Below are 20,459 nucleotides of genomic sequence, written 5' to 3'. Positions count from 1 at the left end.
GATTTAGTCGAGCTTCACAATACATTGCCAGGCACTGTACAAATGAATTGTCAGCGTGCCGCACGAAGGGACCGATATTCGTGGCGCAGAAGGTCGTGGTCACTCTCTTTGACGACATCGACGGCTCAGAAGCGGCGGAAACGATCGCCTTCGGACTCGACGGCAAGTCGTACGAGATCGACCTGAATGAAACCAATGCCAAGAAACTGCGTAAGGCACTCGCGCCCTACGTGGAAGCCGGCCGCAAGCGGTCGAAGTCAGGCAAGGCGTACAAGCAGACCGAGGTAGCCCCCGACCCGGCCGCCGTCCGGGCCTGGGCGCAGGCCAACAAGATGGAGGTGCCGGCCCGCGGCCGCATCCCCAAGAGGGTCTACGAGGCGTTCGCCTCGGCGCGCTGAGCCCGGCCGACGACAGGTCATCCGCCCCTCGGGAGAACCGACTTGCGCTGCACCCCTCCTGATCAGCTAGAGTCTGGAGCACGCCGAGGGGCAAGGCCGACAGGCCCGGCCCATCGGAGTACTTGCGGGTGTAGTTCAGTAGCAGAACATCCCCCTTCCAGGGGGAAGGCGCAGTGTGCAATTCCTGTCACCCGCTCTGCACCGCCGTCCGGACCACTGTTGTGGATCAGGTAGGCTGGTGCTCGCACCGATCGGTGAGAGCCGGTCGGGGGCAATGCGGACGTAGCTCAGTTGGTAGAGCGCAACCTTGCCAAGGTTGAGGTCGCGAGTTCGAGCCTCGTCGTCCGCTCTTGAGAGAAACCCCGGTCCAGTTGGTCCGGGGTTTTTCATGTCCCCACATGCCCCCCACATACCCCCACGTGCCCCCCATCGAGATCGAGTGTCCGCCTGACATTTGTCATGCGCAGTGATGACAGCGCGCACTGCTGCCGGGCCCCGGTCGCGGGGACGCTGAGGGCATGAACATCAACGAACACGAACACGTGATTGAGGTCACCGATCTGCGACGTGTGTACGGGGGCGGGTTCGAGGCGGTGTGCGGCGTCTCCTTCTCCGTGGACCGCGGAGAGGTCTTCGCGCTGCTCGGGACGAACGGCGCCGGCAAGACGTCGACCGTCGAGTTGCTGGAAGGGCTCGCCCGGCCCGCCGGGGGGTGGGTGCGGGTGCTCGGGCACGACCCCTACGCCGAGCGGGCCGTCGTACGGCCGCGGACCGGGGTGATGTTGCAGGAGGGCGGCTTTCCCTCCGAGCTGACCGTCGCCGAGACCGCGCGGATGTGGCAGGGGTGCGTGAGCGGGGCGCGCCCTCCGCTGGAGGTGCTGGAGCGGGTCGGGCTCGGCGGGAAGGGCGACGTACGGGTCAAGCAGTTGTCCGGAGGTGAGCGGCGGCGCCTGGACCTGGCGCTCGCGCTGCTCGGGGATCCCGAGGTGCTGTTCCTGGACGAGCCGACCACCGGGCTGGACGCCGAAGGGCGCCGGGACACCTGGGAGTTGGTGCGGGAGCTGCGCGACACCGGGACGACTGTGCTGCTGACCACGCACTACCTGGAGGAGGCCGAGGGACTCGCCGACCGGCTCGCGATCCTGCACGAGGGGCGGATCGCGGCGGCCGGGACGCCGGCCGAGGTGACCGCGGCCCAGCCGTCGCGGATCACCTTCGAACTGCCCGAGGGCTACTTCCTGGGCGACCTGCCGCCGCTCGGCGAGCTGGGCGTGTCCGGGCACGAGGTCGACGGGCGGGCCGTACGGCTGCGGACCCGTCAGTTGCAGCGGGCGGCGACCGGGCTGCTGGTGTGGGCCGAGGGGGCCGGGGTGGAGCTGCGGCGGCTGGATGTGCGGTCGGCCTCGCTGGAGGAGGCGTTCCTGGGGATCGCGCGGGAGGCTTCCGGCGCGGTGCAGAAGTCGGCGAAGGAGTACGCGGCATGAGCAGGACGATGACCACGCCCATGGGGCGCGTCGCGGCGCTCGGGCGGGCCGAGCTGACGCTGTTCGTGCGGAGCAAGGCCATGATCGTCGCGGCGGTGTTCATACCGCTGGTGCTGCCGTTCAGTGTGCGGTCGGTGGTCGAGGACATGGACCTCGAGGAGAACGGGCTCAGCGTCGGAATGGTGCTGCTGCCCGGTGCCGTCGGGTTCTCGCTGCTGTTCGCCGTGTACTCGTCGCTCGTCAGCGTCTTCGTCGGGCGGCGCGAGGAACTGGTCCTGAAGCGGCTGCGCACCGGCGAGGTGCGCGACGTCGAGATCCTCACCGGGGCCGCGCTGCCGGCCGTCACCGTCGGCCTGGTGCAGTCCCTGGTCCTGGCCGTCGGCTGCACCGCCCTGCTCGATCTGTCGGCGCCGAAGGCGCCCCACCTAGCCGTCATCGGGCTGCTGCTCGGCCTGCTGATGTGCGCGGCCCTGGCCGCCGTCACCTCGGCCTTCACCCGGACCGTGGAGAACGCCCAGGTCACCGCGTTGCCGCTGGTGATGGTGTCGATGATCGGCTCCGGCATCGCCGTCCCGCTGGAGCTGCTGCCCGACCGGGTGGCGTCGATCCTCGAACTGCTCCCGCTGTCGCCCGTGATCACCCTGGTGCGCGGCGGCTGGACCGGTGACCTGTCGGCGTACGAGGCCGTGGGGGCTGTCATGACCGCGCTGGCCTGGACGGCCGTGGGCGTGTTTGCTGTAGGGCGGTGGTTCCGGTGGGAACCACGGCGTTGACGTAGGGGGAGCTGGGACATGCGCGGAGCGGGGGGCTGGTGGCGGCGCAAGAGCACGCCGGCGAAGTTCGAGGCGTACATCCGGTGGTCGTTCCACTCCCTCGCGGTGGTCGAGATCCTGCTGGTCGGGCCGGCCATCGTCGCCGCGGCCGGGTTCGAGCTGGGCGGCTGGGTGTTCCTCTCTGTGTGCGTGCACGCGGCGCTCTGCTGCCTCGCCGTCTCGCGAACGCTGGACTGGGCGCGCGGTAGGCGTACACAGCCCGTAGGACTGCTGTGGACGCTCGGCGCCGTCACCGCGGCGGTCGGCGTCGCGGCCCTCGCCGTCACCAAGTACGGCCCCGACGGTGACGACGTCGGCTCCGCGGCTGGCGGGACCTTCGGCGCCGTACTGATCTACGGGACGGGCATCCTCGTGCTCGGTGTGCGCAGCCGGCGCCGCGTCTGCGCGACTGTCGGGGGCTTCGCCGCAGGATCGGCACTTGCGGCGTTCGCCCTGGGCCTGCCTGCTCCGGTCGCCCTGGTCGGTGCGCTGGGGGTGCTGTTCGGCGGCGGGTTCGTCGCCGCGAGCAGCGTCTTCTCGGTCTGGCTGCTGAACGCCGTCTACGAACTCGACGAGGCCCGCGAGACCCGCGCCCGGCTCGCGGTCGCCGAGGAGCGGCTGCGCTTCGGGCGGGATCTGCACGATGTGATGGGGCGGAATCTGGCTGTCATCGCCTTGAAGAGCGAACTCGCCGTGCAGCTCGCGCGGCGCGGACGGTCCGAGGCTGTGGAGCAGATGATCGAGGTGCAGCGGATCGCGCAGGAGTCGCAGCGCGAGGTGCGGGATGTCGTACGGGGATATCGGGAGGCCGATCTGACGGTCGAACTCGCCGGTGCGCAGGGTGTGTTGACGGCGGCCGGGATCGAGTGCGAGGTGACCGGGGAGGCGGCCGGGCTGCCCGTCGAGGTGCAGTCGGCGCTGGCCTGGGTGGTGCGGGAGGCGACCACCAATGTGCTGCGGCACGGGGATGCCGAGCGGTGCGCGGTGGGCGTGCGGGTGAGCGAGGGGCGTGTGGTGTTGACGGTGGAGAACGACGGGGCTGCCGGAGCCTCCGACGGGGGTGGCGGCTCCGGCCTCGCCGGGCTGCGGGAGCGGCTGGCCGCGGTGGACGGCACGCTGGACGCCGGGCGGGTCGGGGACGGGGCGTTCCGGCTGGTGGCGAAGGTGCCGTTGGTGGGGGCGGGGGCGGGCGTGCGGGAGGTCACCGTATGAGCGCGCCGATGCGGTTGCTGCTCGCCGACGACGAGCATCTGATCCGGGGGGCGCTCGCCACGCTGCTCTCCCTGGAGGACGACCTCGTGATCGTCGCGGAGGCGGCCAGCGGGCCGGAGGCGCTGGCGATGGCGCGGGCGCACGAGCCCGATGTGGCCGTCCTCGATCTTCAGATGCCCGGGGCCGACGGTGTGAGGGTCGCCACATCTCTGCGCTCCGAACTGCCCGGCTGCCAGGTGCTGATCGTGACCAGCCACGGCCGGCCCGGACATCTCAAGCGGGCCCTTGAGGCGGGTGTGCGCGGGTTCGTCCCGAAGACCGTCAGCGCTCAGCGGCTCGCGGAGATCATCCGCACCGTGCACGCCGGATACCGTTACGTCGACCCCGAGTTGGCCGCCGACGCCATCGCCGCCGGGGACTCGCCGCTGACCGCGCGGGAGGCCGAGGTGCTGGAACTGGCCGCCGACGGGGCGCCCGTCGCGGAGATCGCGGAACGGGCGGCGCTGTCGCAGGGGACCGTGCGGAACTATCTGTCGTCGGCCGTCTCGAAACTCGGTGCGGAGAACCGTCACGCGGCAGTACGGCTCGCGCGGGAGCGAGGTTGGGTATAGTTGCTCTCGCGCCACGGCGCAGTGCGGACGTAGCTCAGTTGGTAGAGCGCAACCTTGCCAAGGTTGAGGTCGCGAGTTCGAGCCTCGTCGTCCGCTCCAGTTCAAAGCCCCCGGTTCCGGCCGGGGGCTTTTGTGTCGGGGGCTTTGCGTTTTCGGGCTACGCCCAGGTCGTGCCCGTCAGGCGCTCGTACGCCTCCACGTACTTCGCGCGGGTCGCGTCCACGACCTCCTGCGGCAGCGGCGGCGGAGGCTGCTCGCTCCCTCGGTCCCAGCCGGAGGCGGGCGAGGTCAGCCAGTCGCGGACGTACTGCTTGTCGTACGACGGCTGCGCGCGGCCCGGCTGCCACTGGTCGGCCGGCCAGAAGCGGGAGGAGTCCGGGGTGAGGACCTCGTCGGCGATGACCAGCGTCTCCCCGTCGAAGCCGAACTCGAACTTGGTGTCGGCGAGGATGATGCCGCGGTCGCGGGCGATGTCCCGGCCGCGGGAGTACACGGCGAGCGTCGCCTGGCGCAGTCGGGCGGCGGTGTCGGCGCCGACCTGGCGGGCGACCTCCTCGTAGGAGACGTTCTCGTCGTGCTCGCCGACGGCGGCCTTGGTGGCCGGGGTGAAGATCGGGGCGGGCAGTTCGCTGCCGTCGACGAGGCCCTCGGGGAGGGCGAGGCCGCAGACGGTGCGGGAGTCGTTGTACTCGGCGAGGCCCGAGCCGGTGAGGTAGCCGCGGGCCACCGCCTCCACCGGGATCATGTTCAGCGACTTGCACACGAGGGTGCGGCCCGCCCAGTCGGCCGGGGCGCCTTCCGGTACGTCGGTGCCGATGATGTGGTTGGGGACCAGATCGGCGAGCTGGTCGAACCACCACAGCGAGAGCTGGGTGAGGACGCGGCCCTTGTCGGGGATCTCGGTGGGGAGCACCCAGTCGTAGGCGGACATGCGGTCGCTGGCGACCATCACGAGGTCGCCGGCCTCGTTCTGGTACAGCTCGCGCACCTTGCCGGTGTGCAGATGCACCAAGCCCGGAACCTGGATCGGCTCGGGCTTTTCTACGAATCCGGACACGGTTCCTCCCCGTGGTTCTGTCCAAGTGGCTCGATTCTCCCGTATGCCGGGGATCGGTCCTGGACGGGGGTGGTTCAGCAGGGCTCAGTCACGTTTGCAGATGCGGTCCAGGAGGTTCGCGGTGGCGCGCTGGATACGGGCGTCGACGTGGCCCGGGCGGTCCAGTGCCGGGGACCAGGCGAACGTCCCGGAGGCGAAGACCAGGGCGCCGGAGGGGGCCCGGTACAGGGACGTCTCCTGGTGGCGGAGGACGCCCTCCTTGTCGGTGTACGGGGAGTGCGCGAGCAGGATGCGCTCCTCGTGATCGGGCAACGGGGCACGCGGGAAGTAGCGGTCGGCCTCGCCCGCGACCAGGCCCGCGAGCTCGTCGCCCTCATAGGCGCCGGTCGCCTCCCACAGCCAGTGGTCGGCGTTGCGCACGATCAGGGGGTGCGGCTCGGGGACCTGGCCGGCGTACTGGATGCCGATCAGCTCCTGCTCGGGGCGGTCGATCTCGCGCCACAGGACCGGGCGGCCGGGGCCCTTGCGCTTGCGGCAGGTGAGCAGGCGGTCGGGGACGCCGGACGGTGAGGAGGTCAACTCCACCTGCCAGTACATGGAGTTGGCGGAGAGGAAGACGAGGGAGGTGCCGTTCTCGCGGGCCAGCTCCACGGTGCGGCGCATGTTCGTCGACCAGTACTCGTCGTGGCCGGGGAAGACCAGGCCGCGGTAACGGGTGGGGTCGACATGGCCGCCGTGCAGGTCGCGGGCGTCGGCGTAGGCGAGGTCGTAGCCGTAGCGCTCGGCCCAGCGGATGAAGTCGTAGGCGTGGCCCACGTGCAGGGGCAGGCCCGCGCCCGCGTACGGGCGGTCGAAGGAGACGGTCGTGGCGGCGTCGGACTCGCCGAGCAGACGGCCGTCCTCGTCCCAGGCGTGGTAGAGGCTGGCGCCGGTGTGGCCGTCCTCGGGGTAGAGGTTGTAGGCCTGCCAGGTGACGTCGGGCAGGAGCAGGAGCAGGTCCGCGGGGTGGTTGTCGCGGACGGTGAAGGGGATGTGGGAGCGGTAGCCGTCGGCGGTGGTGAGGACGGCGACGTAGGCGCCGATGCTCCAGAAGCTCGGGATCTGCAGGCGCCAGGACAGCCACCAGTGGTGGCAGGAGACGGTGCGGTCGGCGGTGAGCGGCGGGGGCTGGACGATGCCGGAGAGGCGGGGGCTGGTGGTGATCTTGGCGGCTCCGTCGCCGCCGTAGTGGCCGATTCGGTAGATGTCGACGGCGAACTCCTGCGGCGGGTCCACGGTGATGTGGAAGTCGACCGCCTCGCCGGGGGCGACCGCGCCGGTGGAGATGAAGCCCTTGATCTGGCGGTGGACGTCGTCGGCGGAGCGCGGGCCGGCGCTGCGGGGCGCGGGGACCCTGGGGGTGCCGGGCGTCGGGGGGTGGGCCTGGCCGTCGACGTACCAGGGGACGACCTGGCCGGTGTCGTCGAAGTACGTGACGTTGCCGCGCAGCCAGGGGACGGGGCCCTGGCCGAAGGGGTCCGTGACGGCGTGCGCGAGTGCCCCCGACTCCCAGCGGCGGATCTGCTCCGACCCCATGGCCGATACCCCTCCCTCGCTCCCCCGTGGTGGTGCGTCGAGCGTTTGTGTAGAGCGTCTGTGTTGTGTGGCGGGCGGGGCTTATGTACGGCTGAAGTACGCCTGTCGTATGTCGTAAGCCCTTGCCATATGCCTTATCGGTCCCAGCACATCACATTACGCACGCGTCCTGTCACTATTCGTTGCGAATTGACCGAAAGTGGAACCGGGGGCTCCGGCTGGATACGACATGCGCGGCCGCGTCGGAGCGGTGTAACCGCCTGTCAGACCAGGCGCACCGGCTTCTCCGGGCGTATCCCCGACTCCACCAGCCAGGCCCGCAGGGGCGTCGAGTCGCCGTCCTCGATGAGGCTGAGGACCCGGGGGGTCAGGTCGGTGGCCCGTACGCCGTCGATGAGGAGGGTGGGTCCGTCGAGCCAGTCCAGGCCGGGGGCGGCGCCCGCGGTGTCCATCGCGGCGCAGCAGACCATCGCCGTCACGTGGTCGGTGAGCAGCTCACGGGAGGTGCGCGGCGGCTGGAGCGGGAAGAGAGGGAGCGCGCCGGTGTCGAGAAGCGTGCTGCCGGGGTCCGGCGACGCCGTCGGCTTCGCCGGGGTCGCGGCCTCTTCGCGGGCCAGTTCGGCGGTGAGGCGGGCGGCCAGTGCGGAGCTGCGTTCCGTCTCCTGGTCGTCGGTGGGGTGGTCTTCGGCCATGGCGGCGTAGGGGGGTGAGGGGGGGTTGGGGGCTTTGGGGGCCTTGGGCGGTTTGGTGGGCTTGGAGGGGTCGGGCGCGTTGGGGGATTTGGGGGTGGGCTCGGGCGCGCTGGGGGACTTAGTGGGATCGGGCACGCTGGGGGACTTGGTGGGCTTGGGCGCCGAGGTGGGGAGTGAGGGCTGGGGGGTGGCGGTGGGCGGGGTGGTGGCTTGCTCGGTAGAGGCTTGGTTGCTGGAGGGCCGGGCGCCGGAAGAGTGGCCGTCGTCGCATGGGTGGTCGTCGGAGAGGGGATCGCCGGAAGGCAGGTCGCCGGAAGCCCGGGCGGCGGAAGGCTGGTCGCCGGAAGGCCGGGCGGTGGAAGGCAGGTCGCCGGAAGGCAGGTCGCCGGAAGCCCGGGCGGCGGAAGGCAGGTCGCCGGAAGGCAGGTCGCCGGAAGCCCGGGCGGTGGAAGGCCGGGCGGTGGTGGTGTCCCGGGGGGTCGACAGGTGGTCCAGGACGCGGGCCAGGGTTGGGGCGTCGGTCTCCGGGGAGGTCTCGTCGGGGGTGCGGCGGACGCCCAAGGCGTCGAGGACGCGGTGGAGGCGGGCCGCGTCGGTGCGCCATTTGCGGTCGACGACTTCCTCCGGGTACTCGTGCCAGTCCACCGGGGACCAGTCCGGGCCGGACTCGGCGGGGCCGCCGTGGAAGAGGCGGGCGGCGAGGAGGGACGCGGCCTCGTCGACCACCCCGGGCTCTTCGAGCAGGTCACACGCGGGGCGCTCGCCGAGCCGGGAGGCGAAGCCCTCGGCCAGCCGGTCCCGGCGGGACAGCTCGGTCAGCGCGGCGACGACGCCCGCGTCCAGCCGGGACGGCCAACGGCCCATCCGCCATGCGGGCAGCGCGACCCGCGTCAGCAGGCGGTCCCAGCCCGCGTACGCCAGCCCGACCTGTTCCTGGGCGACGATCCGCACACCGTAATCCACAGCCTGTGCACGCTCGGCGGCCGCTGCGGCCACACCCCGCTCCATCTCGGCGGCGTGCTCCCGGCAACTGCGCAGCAGCGTCCGCGCGACCCAGCCGAGGCCCGCGCACACCGCCCGCGAGCCCGGGCAACGGCCGCGCGTCGAGCCGACGGCCACGGCGGCGTCCAGGCCCCGGACGAAGCGCCGGGCCTGGGCTATGTCCGGGTGCGCCGACGGTCCCGTACCGGCGACGACCGGGGCGAGGACCGCGCGCAGCTCGCCGACGCGCATCCACCACAGGAACGGGGAGCCGATGACGAGGACGGGGGCGGCGGCCGTACGGCGTGGGGCGCCGCGCAGGCTCCCGCCGTGCAGGCCGTTGCCACCACGGTCGTCGCGCCCCTCGTGGTCGTCGCGTCCCGCGTGGTCGTCGCGCTCGTCGGCCGAGGGCGGGCCGTGGGCCGGGTGGGTGCGGTCCTCCAGCCAGCTGTCGCAGTCCGGGGTGAGCGCTATCGCGGACGGGGCCGGGACGTCGAGGCGGTCGGCGAGGTCGCGCACCATCCGGTACAGGTCCGGGGCCTGCTCCTCGGCGATCGGGACCGTCGGACTGACAGCGGGGCGGGCGCGGGCGACGACCAGGGCGATGACGGCGGCGCAGAGCAGGACGAGAACGGCGACCGGGGTGACGACCCAGCGCGCGGCGTGCCAGCTCGGGCCCATGAGATGGCCGGTGGAGGCGCCGGTGAGCAGCACCACGGCGACGGCCGCGGGCAGCAGGGCGACGGCCAGCGCGCGGCTGCGGATGCGCAGCACGGCGAGAGCCCGGGCGCGCGCTGCCTGCGCACCCGCCTCCACACCCATACCGGTCATGGCCGGACCTCACCCCCTCCCCACTGGCCTGGCTGCCCGAACTGTCCTGGCTTTGCTCACTCCCCCACTGTGGCACCCACCACTGACATCGCAATGCCGGTGGGCCAAGTGCCGGAACGCTTTGCGCCGCACCCTAGTTGGGGCGTCGACCCACGTCAGCCGGATGGGGCATCGGTCACTCGATGGAATGGCTTTGGGGAAAGGTGGATGACGGACAGCGAGGATCAGGCCCCTGATCCTGACCAAAGGCCAGTCGGGCTCGGACAGGAAATCGGACAAGAAATCGGACAAGAAACAGGCCCCGAATCCTGAGACGGATCCGGAGCCTGCGGGGTTTATCGGAGGCGGGGCGGTATACGCCGCTGCTACGCGCCCGCCGCCTTCGCGGCGATGTCCGTACGGTGCTGGGAGCCCTCGAGCTTGATGCGGGCCACCGCCCGGTACGCGCGGTCGCGGGCCTCGGTGAGGTCCTCGCCGGTCGCGGTGACGGACAGGACGCGGCCGCCGGCGCTCACGACGGCGTCGCCGTCGCGCTTGGTGCCGGCGTGCAGGACGTAGGCGTGCGGGGCGTCCTCGGCGGCCACCTCGTCGAGGCCGGTGATGGGGTCGCCGGTGCGCGGGGTGCCGGGGTAGTTGTGCGAGGCGACGACCACGGTGACCGCGGCGTCCTCGCTCCAGCGCAGCGGCTCCAGGTCGGCGAGGTCGCCCTTGGCGGCGGCCAGCAGGATGCCGGCCAGCGGGGTCTTCAGCCGCGCCAGGACGACCTGGGTCTCGGGGTCGCCGAAGCGGGCGTTGAACTCGATGACCCGTACGCCGCGCGAGGTGATCGCGAGACCGGCGTAGAGCAGCCCGGAGAACGGGGTGCCGCGGCGGCGCATCTCGTCCACGGTCGGCTGGAGGACCGTCTCCAGGACCTCCCCGACCAGCTTCGGATCGGCCCACGGCAGCGGGGAGTACGCGCCCATGCCGCCGGTGTTGGGGCCCTCGTCCCCGTCGAGCGCGCGCTTGAAGTCCTGGGCGGGCTGGAGCGGGAGCACCGTCTCGCCGTCGGTGATGGCGAAGAGGGAGACCTCGGGGCCGTCGAGGTACTCCTCGATGACGACGCGCTCGCAGGCGTTGGCGTGCGCCCGGGCCGCCTCGATGTCGGCGGTGACGACGACGCCCTTGCCGGCGGCGAGACCGTCGTCCTTGACGACGTACGGGGCACCGAAGGCGTCGAGGGCCTCGTCGACCTCCTCGGGCGTGGTGCAGACGTAGGAGCGGGCCGTCGGGACGCCGGCCGCCGCCATCACGTCCTTCGCGAACGCCTTGGATCCCTCGATCTGCGCGGCCTCCCCGGAGGGGCCGAAGACCGGGATCCCCGCGTCGCGCACGGCGTCGGCGACCCCGGCGACGAGCGGCGCCTCCGGCCCTACGACCACGAGGCCGACGCCGAGCCGTTCGGCGAGCGCGGTCACGGCCGTGCCGTCCAGCGCGTCGACCTGGTGCAGCTCGGCGACCTCGGCGATGCCGGCGTTGCCGGGGGCGCAGTGCAGCGCGGTGACGTCGGGGTCGAGGGACAGGGAGTGGCACAGGGCGTGTTCGCGGGCGCCGCTGCCGATGACGAGGACCTTCACGGGGGTCAGCCTAACGGGGTTCTCGTGCGGGCATCCGAAGGGGCCGTCGGCCGGCCCTGGATGTTCCTCCAAACCTGACGCAGGCCTGGGCTACGCGCGCTCATGAACTCCTCACTCGTCGATGCCCTCACTCGTTCATGAACTCCTCCACCACTGTCGCCCCCAGCTCCCGCACGATCAGGTCGTGGCCCGAGAGCGCCGACTCGTTGAGGTCCGGGTCGTCGTCCTCGGGGATGTCGTCCTCGGGGGCGACCGGGGCGGGCGGCTCCGGGGGGGAGGCCGTGGACGGCTGAGGGGCCGGGGTGGGGGCAGCGGAGGGCGCTGCCTGGGCCGACGGTGCGGCTGCCGGGGGCGGGGTGGGTGTGGTGGCGGGCGTGGACTGGGGAGCGGACGGGCGCTGGGAGGTCGTACCGCCATCACCGCCGTAGCCGCCACCGCCGTGGTTACTGCTGCCGTAGCCGCTGCTGCCGTAGCCGCTGTTACCACCGCCACCGCCGCCGCTGCCGCCTCCGAAGCCGGAGGAGCCGCCGCTCGGCGGGGGAGCCGAGCCGCCGCCCGACGGGTCGATGATCGCCTCGATCTTCCACTGGACGTTGAACTGCTCGGCCAGCGCCTGCCGCAGCACGTCCTCGCTGCCGCTGCTCGCGAAGTTGTCGCGCGCTCCGGCGTTGACGAACCCGAGCTGGAGGGTGGTGCCGTCGAAGCCGGCCACCTGGGCGTTCTGGCTGAGCAGGATCCACGTGAAGCGACGGCGGTTCTTGACCGCCTCCAGGATGTTCGGCCAGAGCATGCGGGGGTCGAGGCCGCCGCTCGGAGGAGCGTAGGTGGGTGCGGCGCCGGTGTTGGGGGCGGGAGGCGGGGTGGGCGCCGCGGGCTGCGGTGCGGGAGCGGGGGTGCCGCTGGGCGCGGAGGTCGGCTGGGCCCCGCCGCCCGCCGGGGTCGCGGTGGGCCAGCCGCCGGGGCGCCGACCGCCTCCTGCGGGAGCGGCGGTGGGCCAGGCGCCGGGAGACTGGGGGGTCGGTGCGGCAGGGGAGGGGGAGGGCGCGGGGGTGGAGGGTGTCCGGGGCGCTTGAGGCGTCTGAGGCGCTTGAGATGTCTGAGATGTCCGGGGTGCTTGCGACTGCTGTTGCGGCTCATGGGACTGCTGCGGTGCCCCGCCCGCGGCCGGAGCCGCACCGGCGGTACCGGCGGTACGGGCGGCCGTATCAGTCGTACCCCCCGTCGGCGCACCCGAGGCCCGTACGGCGGCCCGCGCAGCGGCAGGCCCACCGCCCGGCGGAACCGGCGCGGCGGCCGCTCTCCCCTGGACGTCGGGACCCGGCGGATACCCATGCCCCTCGGGCCCGGGCACGTACCCCATCGCGGGCATCGCAGGCACCGCGGGCGTGCCAACGCCCCCGCCGCCTCCACCGCCTCCACCGCCTCCGGAGAAGCTCACGCCCCGCTCCAGCCTGTCGAGCCGGGCCATGACCGAGCGCTCGTCCCCGTAGGCGGCCGGCAGGAGCACGCGTGCGCAGATCAGCTCGAGCTGAAGGCGGGGCGAGGTGGCGCCGCGCATCTCGGTCAGGCCCTCGTTGACGAGGTCGGCGGCGCGGCTGAGCTCGGCGGCGCCGAAGGTGCCGGCCTGGGCCTGCATGCGCTCCAGGACATCGGCGGGGGCGTCGATGAGCCCCTTGTCGGTGGCATCCGGCACGGCGGCCAGGATGACGAGATCACGCAGCCGCTCGAGCAGATCGGCGACGAAGCGACGCGGGTCGTTGCCGCCCTCGATGACACGGTCTACGACCTCGAAGGCGGCGGCCCCGTCCCCGGTGGCGAAGGCTTCGACGACGGAGTCGAGCAGCGACCCGTCGGTGTAGCCGAGGAGGGAGGTGGCCATGGCATACGTCACACCCTCCGCTCCGGCCCCCGCGAGGAGCTGGTCCATGACGGACATGGAGTCACGCACGGACCCGGCGCCGGCGCGCACGACGAGCGGCAGTACGCCGTCCTCGACGGGGATGTTCTCGCGCCCGCACACCTCGCCGAGGTAGTCCCGCAGGGTGCCGGGCGGCACGAGCCGGAAGGGGTAGTGATGGGTCCGCGACCGGATCGTCCCGATGACCTTCTCGGGCTCGGTGGTGGCGAAGATGAACTTCAGATGCTCGGGCGGCTCCTCGACGACCTTCAGCAGCGCGTTGAAGCCGGCCGACGTGACCATGTGGGCCTCGTCGATGATGTAGATCTTGTACCGGCTGCCGGCGGGCCCGAAGAAGGCCTTCTCGCGCAGCTCACGGGCGTCGTCCACACCACCGTGCGAGGCGGCGTCGATCTCGATGACGTCGATGGAACCCGGTCCGTTCCGGGCGAGGTCCTGACAGGACTGGCACTCGCCGCACGGGGTCGGCGTGGGACCTTGCTCACAGTTCAGACACCGCGCGAGGATCCGCGCGCTGGTCGTCTTGCCGCATCCGCGCGGACCGCTGAACAGGTACGCGTGATTGACCCGGTTGTTCCGCAGCGCCTGCTGCAACGGGTCAGTGACATGCTCCTGCCCGATGACCTCGGCGAACGACTCCGGGCGATAACGGCGGTACAGCGCGAGAGACGACACGCCTACGAGGTTATAGGCGCCCACTGACAACGGACCCCGCCCCAGCCCTCCCCGGGACCACCCGCCGACCCCGGCCCTCACCCCGGAACGCAAGCGCCCCCCACGCACCCGCCAGAGCCAACCTACCCTTGCTGCCTTCCGGCCCTGGGGGAGTTCAGTCAGATAGCGCCGCGTGAGGGGCTCCGCAAAGAGTACCCGACGTCAGCGACTGGATACGAGTTCGCGAGCACTCCTCTCGGTCATGTAATGTTTCCGGCGGAGGATTCGCCTAGAGGCCTAGGGCGCACGCTTGGAAAGCGTGTTGGGGGCAACCCCTCACGAGTTCGAATCTCGTATCCTCCGCAGCCGCCTGAACAGGCGAAACGAAGACCCCGGACCGCTCAACGGCCGGGGTCTTCGGCATGCCCTGGTCTCAGTTTTGGTCTCATTTATCTCCGGCATTCAGGCCATTCTTCTCGCTCGACGCCCCCGCTACGCCGCTCCGACGAGCCGCGGTCGCAATGCCGCTCAAAGGAGCCACGGAGGCGATATGACGGCCACCGAGCACCGCCAGCACACCTGTGCCGCAGGACAGAGCCGCTCAACGGATCAGTAGTGCACTGGCCATCCATGTCCGCCCTACCAGCCCGTTCCATGTCGCACGCCGGCCCAGAGGGCCGGGCCGTTTGCGCGGCCCGGCCCTCTGACGTTGCACTCAGTCTCCGGCGACCGGTCCTCAGTCCCATCGCCTCGCGAACTCAGCTCCGGCCAGCAGGTCGCCGATCCGCACGATCGGATCATCGATTCCCATGGCCGCCATCACATCGGCGGGAAGGGCCACGTACTTTCCCTTCACCTTCGTGACACGGCAGGGAAAGCGGTCCGCCCTCACCAGTCCAGACGCCTTCGATGCGTCGACCCCCGAGGAGATCTGCCACCTTGCGTAGGGGCACTGGCTCGGCCAGCCACTGCGACAGTCGCCTTGTGCTCGGGCTCACTCCGCTTCCTTCTGCGGTCCGTCGAGTTCACCGGACTCACCCTCGGGCACCTGATGCGAGCCCGAGGCGAGGAACTCGCCCAAGAGTCCAAGGCGGTGCAAGGTAGCGCCCATGCGTTCGCTGCTGAGGCGCTCCCCACAACAAAGGTGTCCCTGGCCGTGCGCGGCGACCGGGAGGGGCCGTGTCCCTGCTGCCTTCGGCAGACAGCCGTTCCACCGCCCAGCCGGCCGACCAGATTTCGGTCGGAGCCTTCGTCGTGCCGTGGTTTTGGTTGCAGTTCCCGGCTACCGCCCGTTGAGGACGGCCCGGCACACGTTGCAGTACATCGCCGCGTGCCGCCCGTACCTGCGCATCAGCTGGCCGCACCCGGCGCACGGCCCCAGCTCCCACGTCGGGCAGCCCAGTGCGGCGGAGGCAGCGGCTCGCTCGACTGGAGTGATCCGCATCGGATGACGAGAGCCCTGCAGGGGCATGCGTGAAAGGGTGATGCCACCAGTCGGCTGGGCGAGGTCCCGTATGGGCCGGGTGTCGCTGACGAACCAGCCTTCTTCTTCTGCCCGGCAGGTGCGGTCGATCTCCTGCTCGGCGAAGGTGATCACGTCGTCGTCCTCTTAGGCCGAGGCTCGGGGAAGAGGCGTCCGTTCACCGACGATCTTCTCCTACTGCATGCGCTCGTCCGCCGGCACCCACATGTGCCGACCAGCCCGGCCGTTGCCGCGGCTGGACACGTAGACCGGGACGCTCTCCCCCGTGGCGCTCTGCAGGACCAGGTCTTCGATGTGGACCGGCTTCTTCTCGGGCACGCATAGTGCCGGCACGAACCAGTCGGCGTGTATCGCGCCACAGTGACCGGCGCCCTCGCTGGCGAGGCAGTGGCGATCGCTGCTCGGTACGCACTTCCAGACCTCAAGGTGGCGGTACCCGCTGCGGATGACCATCTCCTTGCCGTCCGCGATGTCCTTCCACGGCATGTCGTCGACGCGCGCCCACGGCGCACGGTCGATCAGGGAAGCCGTCCGGTCCTTCGCCACCCACAAGGGCGTGATGCCGTGCTCCACGGCATTGACCGAGCGGTGGTGCACGCTGCTGGGGCTGATGTGGTGGTACTGGATCTCCCAGCCGATCCGCATGCGGCCGGGACCGGTGACGACGGCGTCCGTGACGCTCTGCCGGTCGGCTACGGGAACCTCAGCCTCGGAGTCCAGCCCGTACCGCGCAGCGGTCTCGACAACGCGCTCCTTCGTGGCCTTGTGCTGTGCGCTCCCCGCCGGGGTCGGCTTGTGCGTAACCGGCAGGTGAGAGGCAACCAGGGGCCTTCGGCCGCCCACGCGGCCTCGGCGGATGAACATCCACGGAGATTTCCCGCCTGTCTCCGACTGGCACTCCCGCCCCTCGTGGTGCGCCAAGCATTCGAGCAGTTGCGGGTCGCGGTCGGTGACGCTCGCGGTGATCTCGCGGAGCAGCTCCGGACGGTCCGGATGCCCGAGATCGGGTAATGACAGACCGTTCGCCACTCCTCCACGACAGGAACGGCCACTGACCCTCAACAGAGCGTGCAGCAAGCGGACATGGCCGGGAGAAGTCTTGGGATCACAGGGGTGGGGTAGCAAGTGACTGATCAGTCGGTATCCGTCTTGGGGAGCGACCTACAGACGCTGGAGCCGGCCGCGTTCGAGACCGAGGCGGAGTTCCAGGAACTCCTCGCGCGCCACCCACGGGTGCTGGATTTCGGGTCGCTGACCGATGGTCAGCCGTTGCGGCTGGTGGCGTGGCGCGCAGCCTATTTTGTCGTACTCCTACCGCACCGGTATGCGAATCCCCTCTGGGCAGATCCTGCCACCTGCATCACGCATGCGGGGGAGGCCGCCTGCAAGAGTCGCCACGCCTCGGTGACTCGTGTGTTCCTCAAGGTCGAGCTTGAGGCGAACCGTCGCAACGCCGAGCCACGAGCCACACTGCACCCCCTGTACCCGGTCATGGGACGGGGTACAGGGGGCATGGGCAGACGACGGGGGATGTCGGCCTGGAGCCAGGCGGACCGTCTTCTCTGGTCTATTGGGCGGCGGCGTCCCCCGTCACGCAGCCAGCGGCGGTGCCTCCTCTGCCTGAGCGCCGGGCGCGAGGAGGGGGAAGGCGCAGTCCTCAGGGCTCCGGCCCATCCGCCGCACGATGGCCGCCGCGAGCAGCGCTACACCCGGGCCGGTCACCGGCGAGCGTTCCATTCCCACGTAGAAGATCCCGTTCTCGTCGGGCTCAACATCCACACGGTCGAGGCTGGCGGACAGCGCGGCGCAGTACCCCCACAGGTCCGCCCGCAACCCGCTGGGGATGTCAGTGCGGACCCAGACCAGAGGATGCAGCGCTCCCTGCTCGTCGTAGCCGATCGCGACCATGGCTCCGACACCCTCGGGAAGCGGGTAGGCCTCCTCCGGCATGTCCTCGGCCGTGCCGGCGAGTGCATCGATGATCAGCGTACGCAGTGCTGCGATCACCTCTTCGTCGCCGCGCCATCCATGCAGTGGTGCGTACGCGGATCCTTCGTAGAGGTCGCGCACATCCTTCGTCTGCTTCGGGCTCACTTCGGGTGGATCATCTGCCGGATCGACCTCCTCCAGGAAGGTCTCACAGAAGGTCACCCCGTCCTCCGAATCCACTGTGATAGCGGCCCATCCGTGGCTGATGCGCTCGCAGAAGAGCCGCCGGATGCGCTGCTCCTTCACCTCCCTGGACAGTCCGGGGAGCGTGATGACAGCGATCCGGCCACGGAGGGCGATGAGCCATGCCTGGTGGTTGTCGATCAGCTCCTTCTCGGAGAACGTCACGCCCAGGGCGTCCCCCAGGACCTCGACCGGCAAAGCCCACGCATCATGCGCCCGCAGCTGAAGCTCGGCCTGCTGCGACGCGGGAGTCGACGCGTGCGGCGCACCGATGCCGGACTGTTTCTCGCAGACTCGGGGGTTGTTCGTGTCCGTGCGATCCGAATTGGGTGCCACAATGCTTCCTTTCGCCGGGAAAACTGAGCAAAGCCAGTCTTCGGGGATAAGGCGCACGGTGCCGCATATAGTCGGAAAAGCTCTTCTCCTTTGCTCTATGCCTGCCAGGCTCAGGACCCCGAGCAGCGGAGGGGCCGTGGCCCCGGCGACTGGACATACTCTTTTGCATCAGGGAGTCGACGGCTGAGCCCGACCGGCTGAGGAGGCGCGTGTGAAGAACACCGGTTCTCCGCTGACGAGCGCTGCCGCGTGCCGCCGTCGAACACGTCGGAGGCCAAGGCCCGGGAGCTGGTCGCATGGCTCCCCGCCTCAGTCCGCGCCCGTCTGCGCTCAGTCCGCCCTGACCACACCCGGCCCGGCTGCAGAACAGTTCCCCGCGTGGGCCAGGGGACCACCACCGCCCAGAGCGGGACGCCGCCCCTGGCACCGACGTACGTCACGGTGGCGGCATTGCGGCCGTACCGCACGAGGGTGTCCTTCGCCGCGGCAGTCGCCAGCCCCTTCGAGGGACGGCGCTCTCAGTCTCCCTCCCCCGCCGTCTCGCTCAGTTCCAGGTCCTTGCGCATGGCATCACGGGCGTCGGCCAGTGTGTCCTTCATCTGCTCCGTGTAGCGTTCGAAATCCTGGTCCGTGTGTCGCAACCCCTTGCCCACCGCGTTGCGGAAGCCGCGTACGCATCGGAAATACGTGAGTGCCGGATCCACCACCTCGGCCGGAGCGAAGAGTTCGACTTGATAGCGCAGTTCGTAGCAGCGCGCGAATGCCCTCCGAGCCATCTGGGTGCGCTCCGTCTCGGACATCTCGGTGTTCTCGCTCAGGTGTCTCAACTGCGTCGGAGATCCCCGCCAGCGACGAGGCCCAAGGCCGTGTGTACCGAACTCTGCTGGCCGACCGACGCCTCCTCGTTCTGCTGGACAACGCGGCCTCGGCGGAGCAGATCCGTCCGCTGCTCCCGGGCAGCCCGTCGTGCTGCGTCGTCGTCACCAGCCGCAATCGGCTCGGCGATCTCGTTGCCCGCGACGGGGCTCACGCCCTGCCGTTGGGCCTCCTCCTTCCGGACGAGGCCCGCGCGTTGCTGAGCGAGACTCTCGGCGAGGACCGGCTGTCCGCCGAACCGCTCGCGGTCGACGCAATGATCAGGCTGTGCGGCAGCCTTCCGCTGGCGCTGCGCGTGGCCGCCGCAAGGCTGGCGGGCGACCCGGGTCTGCGCGTGGCCGATCTGGTCGCCGAGATGTCCGAGGGCAATCGGCTCGATGCGCTGGAGCCGGACGGTGACGAGTACTCCCCCTTGCGGACGGCCTTTTCCGCGTCATATGGAGTGCTTGCTCCTGCGGCACGCCGGCTGTTCCGCCTGCTGGGCCTGTTTCCCGGACCGGAGTTCACTGCCGAGGCCGCGGCAGCCCTCTTGGACGCACCAGTACAGCAGGCCCGTCGGCTGCTCAGTGCGCTTGCCGCTGCCCACCTGATCGAACCTGCAGCGACGGGCCGGTACCGTTTCCATGATCTCCTGCGTGAGTACGCGCAGGAGCGTGCGTTGGCCGAGGTTGCGGCAGCGGATCGTGACGCCGCGCTGGAACGGCTGTTGATCCGGTACCTGCACGCCGCTCGTGCCGCCTCGGGAACCGGGCTCTTCCCGAAGCTGCCCGGCGACCTCGACCGCGGTGACCAGCAGGGCATACCGGACGCAGCCGACTCCGCCCGGTGGCTGGGGGCAGAGCAGGCGAATCTACTCGCCGCCGTCAACCATGCTGCCCGCTACGGTCCCCGTCCCGTTGCCTGGTATCTGGCCTCCGCGCTGTTCGGCTATTTCTGGCTGCATCTGTCGCGAGCGACGTGGCAGGCCACCGCGCAGTTGGTGCTGGACGCGGCCGTAGCCGAAAGTAGCCTGCTCGGTCAGGCAGCCATGCACCACCAACTAGGGATCATCCTGTGGGACAGAGGGCATGCCAGGCAGGCCATGGAGCATCACACACGCGTCCTGGACATCAGCCGGGAACTCGGCTGGGCCGCAGGCGAGGTGGCGGCGCTCGGCGGCCAAGGCAGCGTGGAATGGAGCATGGCACGCCTCGACAGTGCGTACGCGCACGTCACGGCCGGCCTCCGCGTCAACCGTGAAGCCAGGGCTGAATACGCTGACGCGTTCGGTCTGGTCATCCTGGGTATGACGTGCCGGGATCTGGGCCGACTGCGCGAGGCCGCCGATCATCTCGAACTGGCCATCAGCAGCAACGAAGAAACCGGATGGTGGGACGACAGCCTGGCACTGCAGATTCTGGGCTCGGTGTACTGGGAGCTCGGCTGTCTAACCGACGGCCTCAACGCCCTCAGCCCCAAAGTGGCCGTCGACGCAAAGCGCGGATACCGCAACGGCCGCGCCATGATGCTGGACGCCATAGCAAAGATCAATATCGAGCTCGGACACCACGACGAGGCGCTGATCCAGGCCGAGCGCGCCTTCGCCATGGTCAAGGCCCCGGGACGGCCCTGGATTCAGCAACCATCCGCAACACGGTCGCCGCCGCCCACCGAGAACTCGCGCACCTCGACCAATGGTCGTGTCCCTTGTCGTGGTGTAGCCGATCATCCGGCGGTCGTGTTGGTGGTGTTGGGTAGCGCGGGGGCGCTTT

General features: G+C 70.5%; 14 protein-coding genes, 4 tRNA genes, 1 other RNA gene and 1 pseudogene. 10 read left to right on the top strand and 10 right to left on the bottom strand.

Annotated elements, in window-relative coordinates; translation table 11 throughout:
- Positions 1–80 precede the first annotated feature (80 nt).
- From ACP4J3_RS42280 to ACP4J3_RS42245, 8 genes are all read left to right on the top strand, one after another.
- Positions 81–398, top strand: a complete 318-nt coding sequence (locus ACP4J3_RS42280) for a histone-like nucleoid-structuring protein Lsr2 (protein WP_426542097.1) — start codon at positions 81–83, stop codon at positions 396–398.
- Positions 399–522: 124 nt separating this feature from the next.
- Positions 523–594 (top strand) — tRNA-Gly (locus ACP4J3_RS42275).
- An 80-nt stretch (positions 595–674) separates the two neighbouring features.
- A tRNA-Gly gene (locus tag ACP4J3_RS42270) sits at positions 675–747 on the top strand.
- A 169-nt stretch (positions 748–916) separates the two neighbouring features.
- Positions 917–1,882 (top strand): ABC transporter ATP-binding protein, encoded by a 966-nt coding sequence (locus ACP4J3_RS42265; protein ID WP_426542095.1) that lies wholly within the window; start codon positions 917–919, stop codon positions 1,880–1,882.
- Positions 1,879–2,655 (top strand): ABC transporter permease, encoded by a 777-nt coding sequence (locus ACP4J3_RS42260; RefSeq protein WP_426542093.1) that lies wholly within the window; start codon positions 1,879–1,881, stop codon positions 2,653–2,655. Before ACP4J3_RS42265 ends, ACP4J3_RS42260 begins: the two co-directional genes overlap by 4 nt.
- A gap of 18 nt (positions 2,656–2,673) precedes the next feature.
- Positions 2,674–3,906: a sensor histidine kinase gene (locus ACP4J3_RS42255; RefSeq protein WP_426542091.1), complete on the top strand. Its 1,233-nt coding sequence runs from the start codon at positions 2,674–2,676 to the stop codon at positions 3,904–3,906.
- The gene (locus ACP4J3_RS42250) at positions 3,903–4,517 is read left to right on the top strand and encodes a response regulator (RefSeq protein WP_426542089.1); all 615 of its coding nucleotides are present in this window, start codon (positions 3,903–3,905) and stop codon (positions 4,515–4,517) included. The genes ACP4J3_RS42255 and ACP4J3_RS42250 overlap by 4 nt, the downstream gene beginning before the upstream one ends.
- Before the next feature lie 23 nt (positions 4,518–4,540).
- Positions 4,541–4,616, top strand: a tRNA-Gly gene (locus ACP4J3_RS42245).
- 58 nt (positions 4,617–4,674) lie between these two features.
- Here the strand turns inward: ACP4J3_RS42245 and ACP4J3_RS42240 are convergent.
- The 6 genes from ACP4J3_RS42240 to ffs all read right to left on the bottom strand — a co-directional run bounded on the left by ACP4J3_RS42240 (position 4,675) and on the right by ffs (position 14,047).
- Positions 4,675–5,574 carry a phosphoribosylaminoimidazolesuccinocarboxamide synthase gene (locus tag ACP4J3_RS42240; RefSeq protein ID WP_426542087.1) on the bottom strand — a complete coding sequence of 300 codons (900 nt, stop codon included), beginning with the start codon at positions 5,572–5,574 and terminating at the stop codon, positions 4,675–4,677.
- A gap of 84 nt (positions 5,575–5,658) precedes the next feature.
- On the bottom strand, positions 5,659–7,149 hold the full coding sequence (locus ACP4J3_RS42235) for a N,N-dimethylformamidase beta subunit family domain-containing protein (RefSeq protein ID WP_426542085.1): 1,491 nt from the start codon (positions 7,147–7,149) through the stop codon (positions 5,659–5,661).
- A gap of 263 nt (positions 7,150–7,412) precedes the next feature.
- Positions 7,413–9,653 (bottom strand): hypothetical protein, encoded by a 2,241-nt coding sequence (locus ACP4J3_RS42230; RefSeq protein WP_426542083.1) that lies wholly within the window; start codon positions 9,651–9,653, stop codon positions 7,413–7,415.
- 365 nt (positions 9,654–10,018) lie between these two features.
- Positions 10,019–11,269 carry a phosphoribosylamine--glycine ligase gene (gene purD / locus ACP4J3_RS42225; protein WP_426542081.1) on the bottom strand — a complete coding sequence of 417 codons (1,251 nt, stop codon included), beginning with the start codon at positions 11,267–11,269 and terminating at the stop codon, positions 10,019–10,021.
- 127 nt (positions 11,270–11,396) lie between these two features.
- The gene (locus tag ACP4J3_RS42220; RefSeq protein WP_426542079.1) at positions 11,397–13,862 is read right to left on the bottom strand and encodes a DNA polymerase III subunit gamma and tau; all 2,466 of its coding nucleotides are present in this window, start codon (positions 13,860–13,862) and stop codon (positions 11,397–11,399) included.
- 86 nt (positions 13,863–13,948) lie between these two features.
- An RNA gene (ffs, locus tag ACP4J3_RS42215) (signal recognition particle sRNA small type) lies at positions 13,949–14,047 on the bottom strand.
- A gap of 72 nt (positions 14,048–14,119) precedes the next feature.
- Between ffs and ACP4J3_RS42210 the strand changes: the two genes are divergently transcribed.
- Positions 14,120–14,204: transfer RNA gene (locus ACP4J3_RS42210), tRNA-Ser, on the top strand.
- A gap of 919 nt (positions 14,205–15,123) precedes the next feature.
- On the opposite strand, the gene ACP4J3_RS42205 is transcribed toward ACP4J3_RS42210, so the two are convergent.
- The 4 genes from ACP4J3_RS42205 to ACP4J3_RS42190 all read right to left on the bottom strand — a co-directional run bounded on the left by ACP4J3_RS42205 (position 15,124) and on the right by ACP4J3_RS42190 (position 18,632).
- Positions 15,124–15,438 carry a hypothetical protein gene (locus ACP4J3_RS42205; protein ID WP_426542077.1) on the bottom strand — a complete coding sequence of 105 codons (315 nt, stop codon included), beginning with the start codon at positions 15,436–15,438 and terminating at the stop codon, positions 15,124–15,126.
- Positions 15,439–15,498: 60 nt separating this feature from the next.
- Complete coding sequence (locus ACP4J3_RS42200; RefSeq protein ID WP_426542075.1) at positions 15,499–16,353, bottom strand: hypothetical protein; 855 nt, start codon at positions 16,351–16,353, stop codon at positions 15,499–15,501.
- A gap of 561 nt (positions 16,354–16,914) precedes the next feature.
- On the bottom strand, positions 16,915–17,832 hold the full coding sequence (locus ACP4J3_RS42195; protein ID WP_426542073.1) for a hypothetical protein: 918 nt from the start codon (positions 17,830–17,832) through the stop codon (positions 16,915–16,917).
- 518 nt (positions 17,833–18,350) lie between these two features.
- A complete protein-coding gene (locus ACP4J3_RS42190) occupies positions 18,351–18,632 on the bottom strand; it encodes a hypothetical protein (protein ID WP_426542071.1) in 282 nt (93 codons plus the stop codon).
- A gap of 68 nt (positions 18,633–18,700) precedes the next feature.
- Between ACP4J3_RS42190 and ACP4J3_RS42185 the strand changes: the two are divergent.
- A pseudogene (locus ACP4J3_RS42185) lies at positions 18,701–20,459 on the top strand (AfsR/SARP family transcriptional regulator); the annotation flags it as partial.

Origin of the sequence: Streptomyces sp. UG1 (genome assembly GCF_049974585.1) — a bacterium.
Classification (GTDB): Bacteria; Actinomycetota; Actinomycetes; order Streptomycetales; family Streptomycetaceae; genus Streptomyces.
Note: the sequence above shows the minus strand (reverse complement) of the source record. Positions and strands in the feature narration are given on the sequence as shown.

Excerpts from the sequence above, each read along its gene's own strand:
- ACP4J3_RS42265 (WP_426542095.1), top strand. The coding sequence starts at position 917 with ATGAACATCAACGAACACGAACACGTGATTGAGGTCACCGATCTGCGA.
- ACP4J3_RS42260 (WP_426542093.1), top strand. The coding sequence starts at position 1,879 with ATGAGCAGGACGATGACCACGCCCATGGGGCGCGTCGCGGCGCTCGGG.
- ACP4J3_RS42255 (WP_426542091.1), top strand. The coding sequence starts at position 2,674 with ATGCGCGGAGCGGGGGGCTGGTGGCGGCGCAAGAGCACGCCGGCGAAG.
- ACP4J3_RS42250 (WP_426542089.1), top strand. The coding sequence starts at position 3,903 with ATGAGCGCGCCGATGCGGTTGCTGCTCGCCGACGACGAGCATCTGATC.
- ACP4J3_RS42235 (WP_426542085.1), bottom strand. The coding sequence starts at position 7,149 with ATGGGGTCGGAGCAGATCCGCCGCTGGGAGTCGGGGGCACTCGCGCAC.
- ACP4J3_RS42230 (WP_426542083.1), bottom strand. The coding sequence starts at position 9,653 with ATGACCGGTATGGGTGTGGAGGCGGGTGCGCAGGCAGCGCGCGCCCGG.
- ACP4J3_RS42190 (WP_426542071.1), bottom strand. The coding sequence starts at position 18,632 with ATGTCCGAGACGGAGCGCACCCAGATGGCTCGGAGGGCATTCGCGCGC.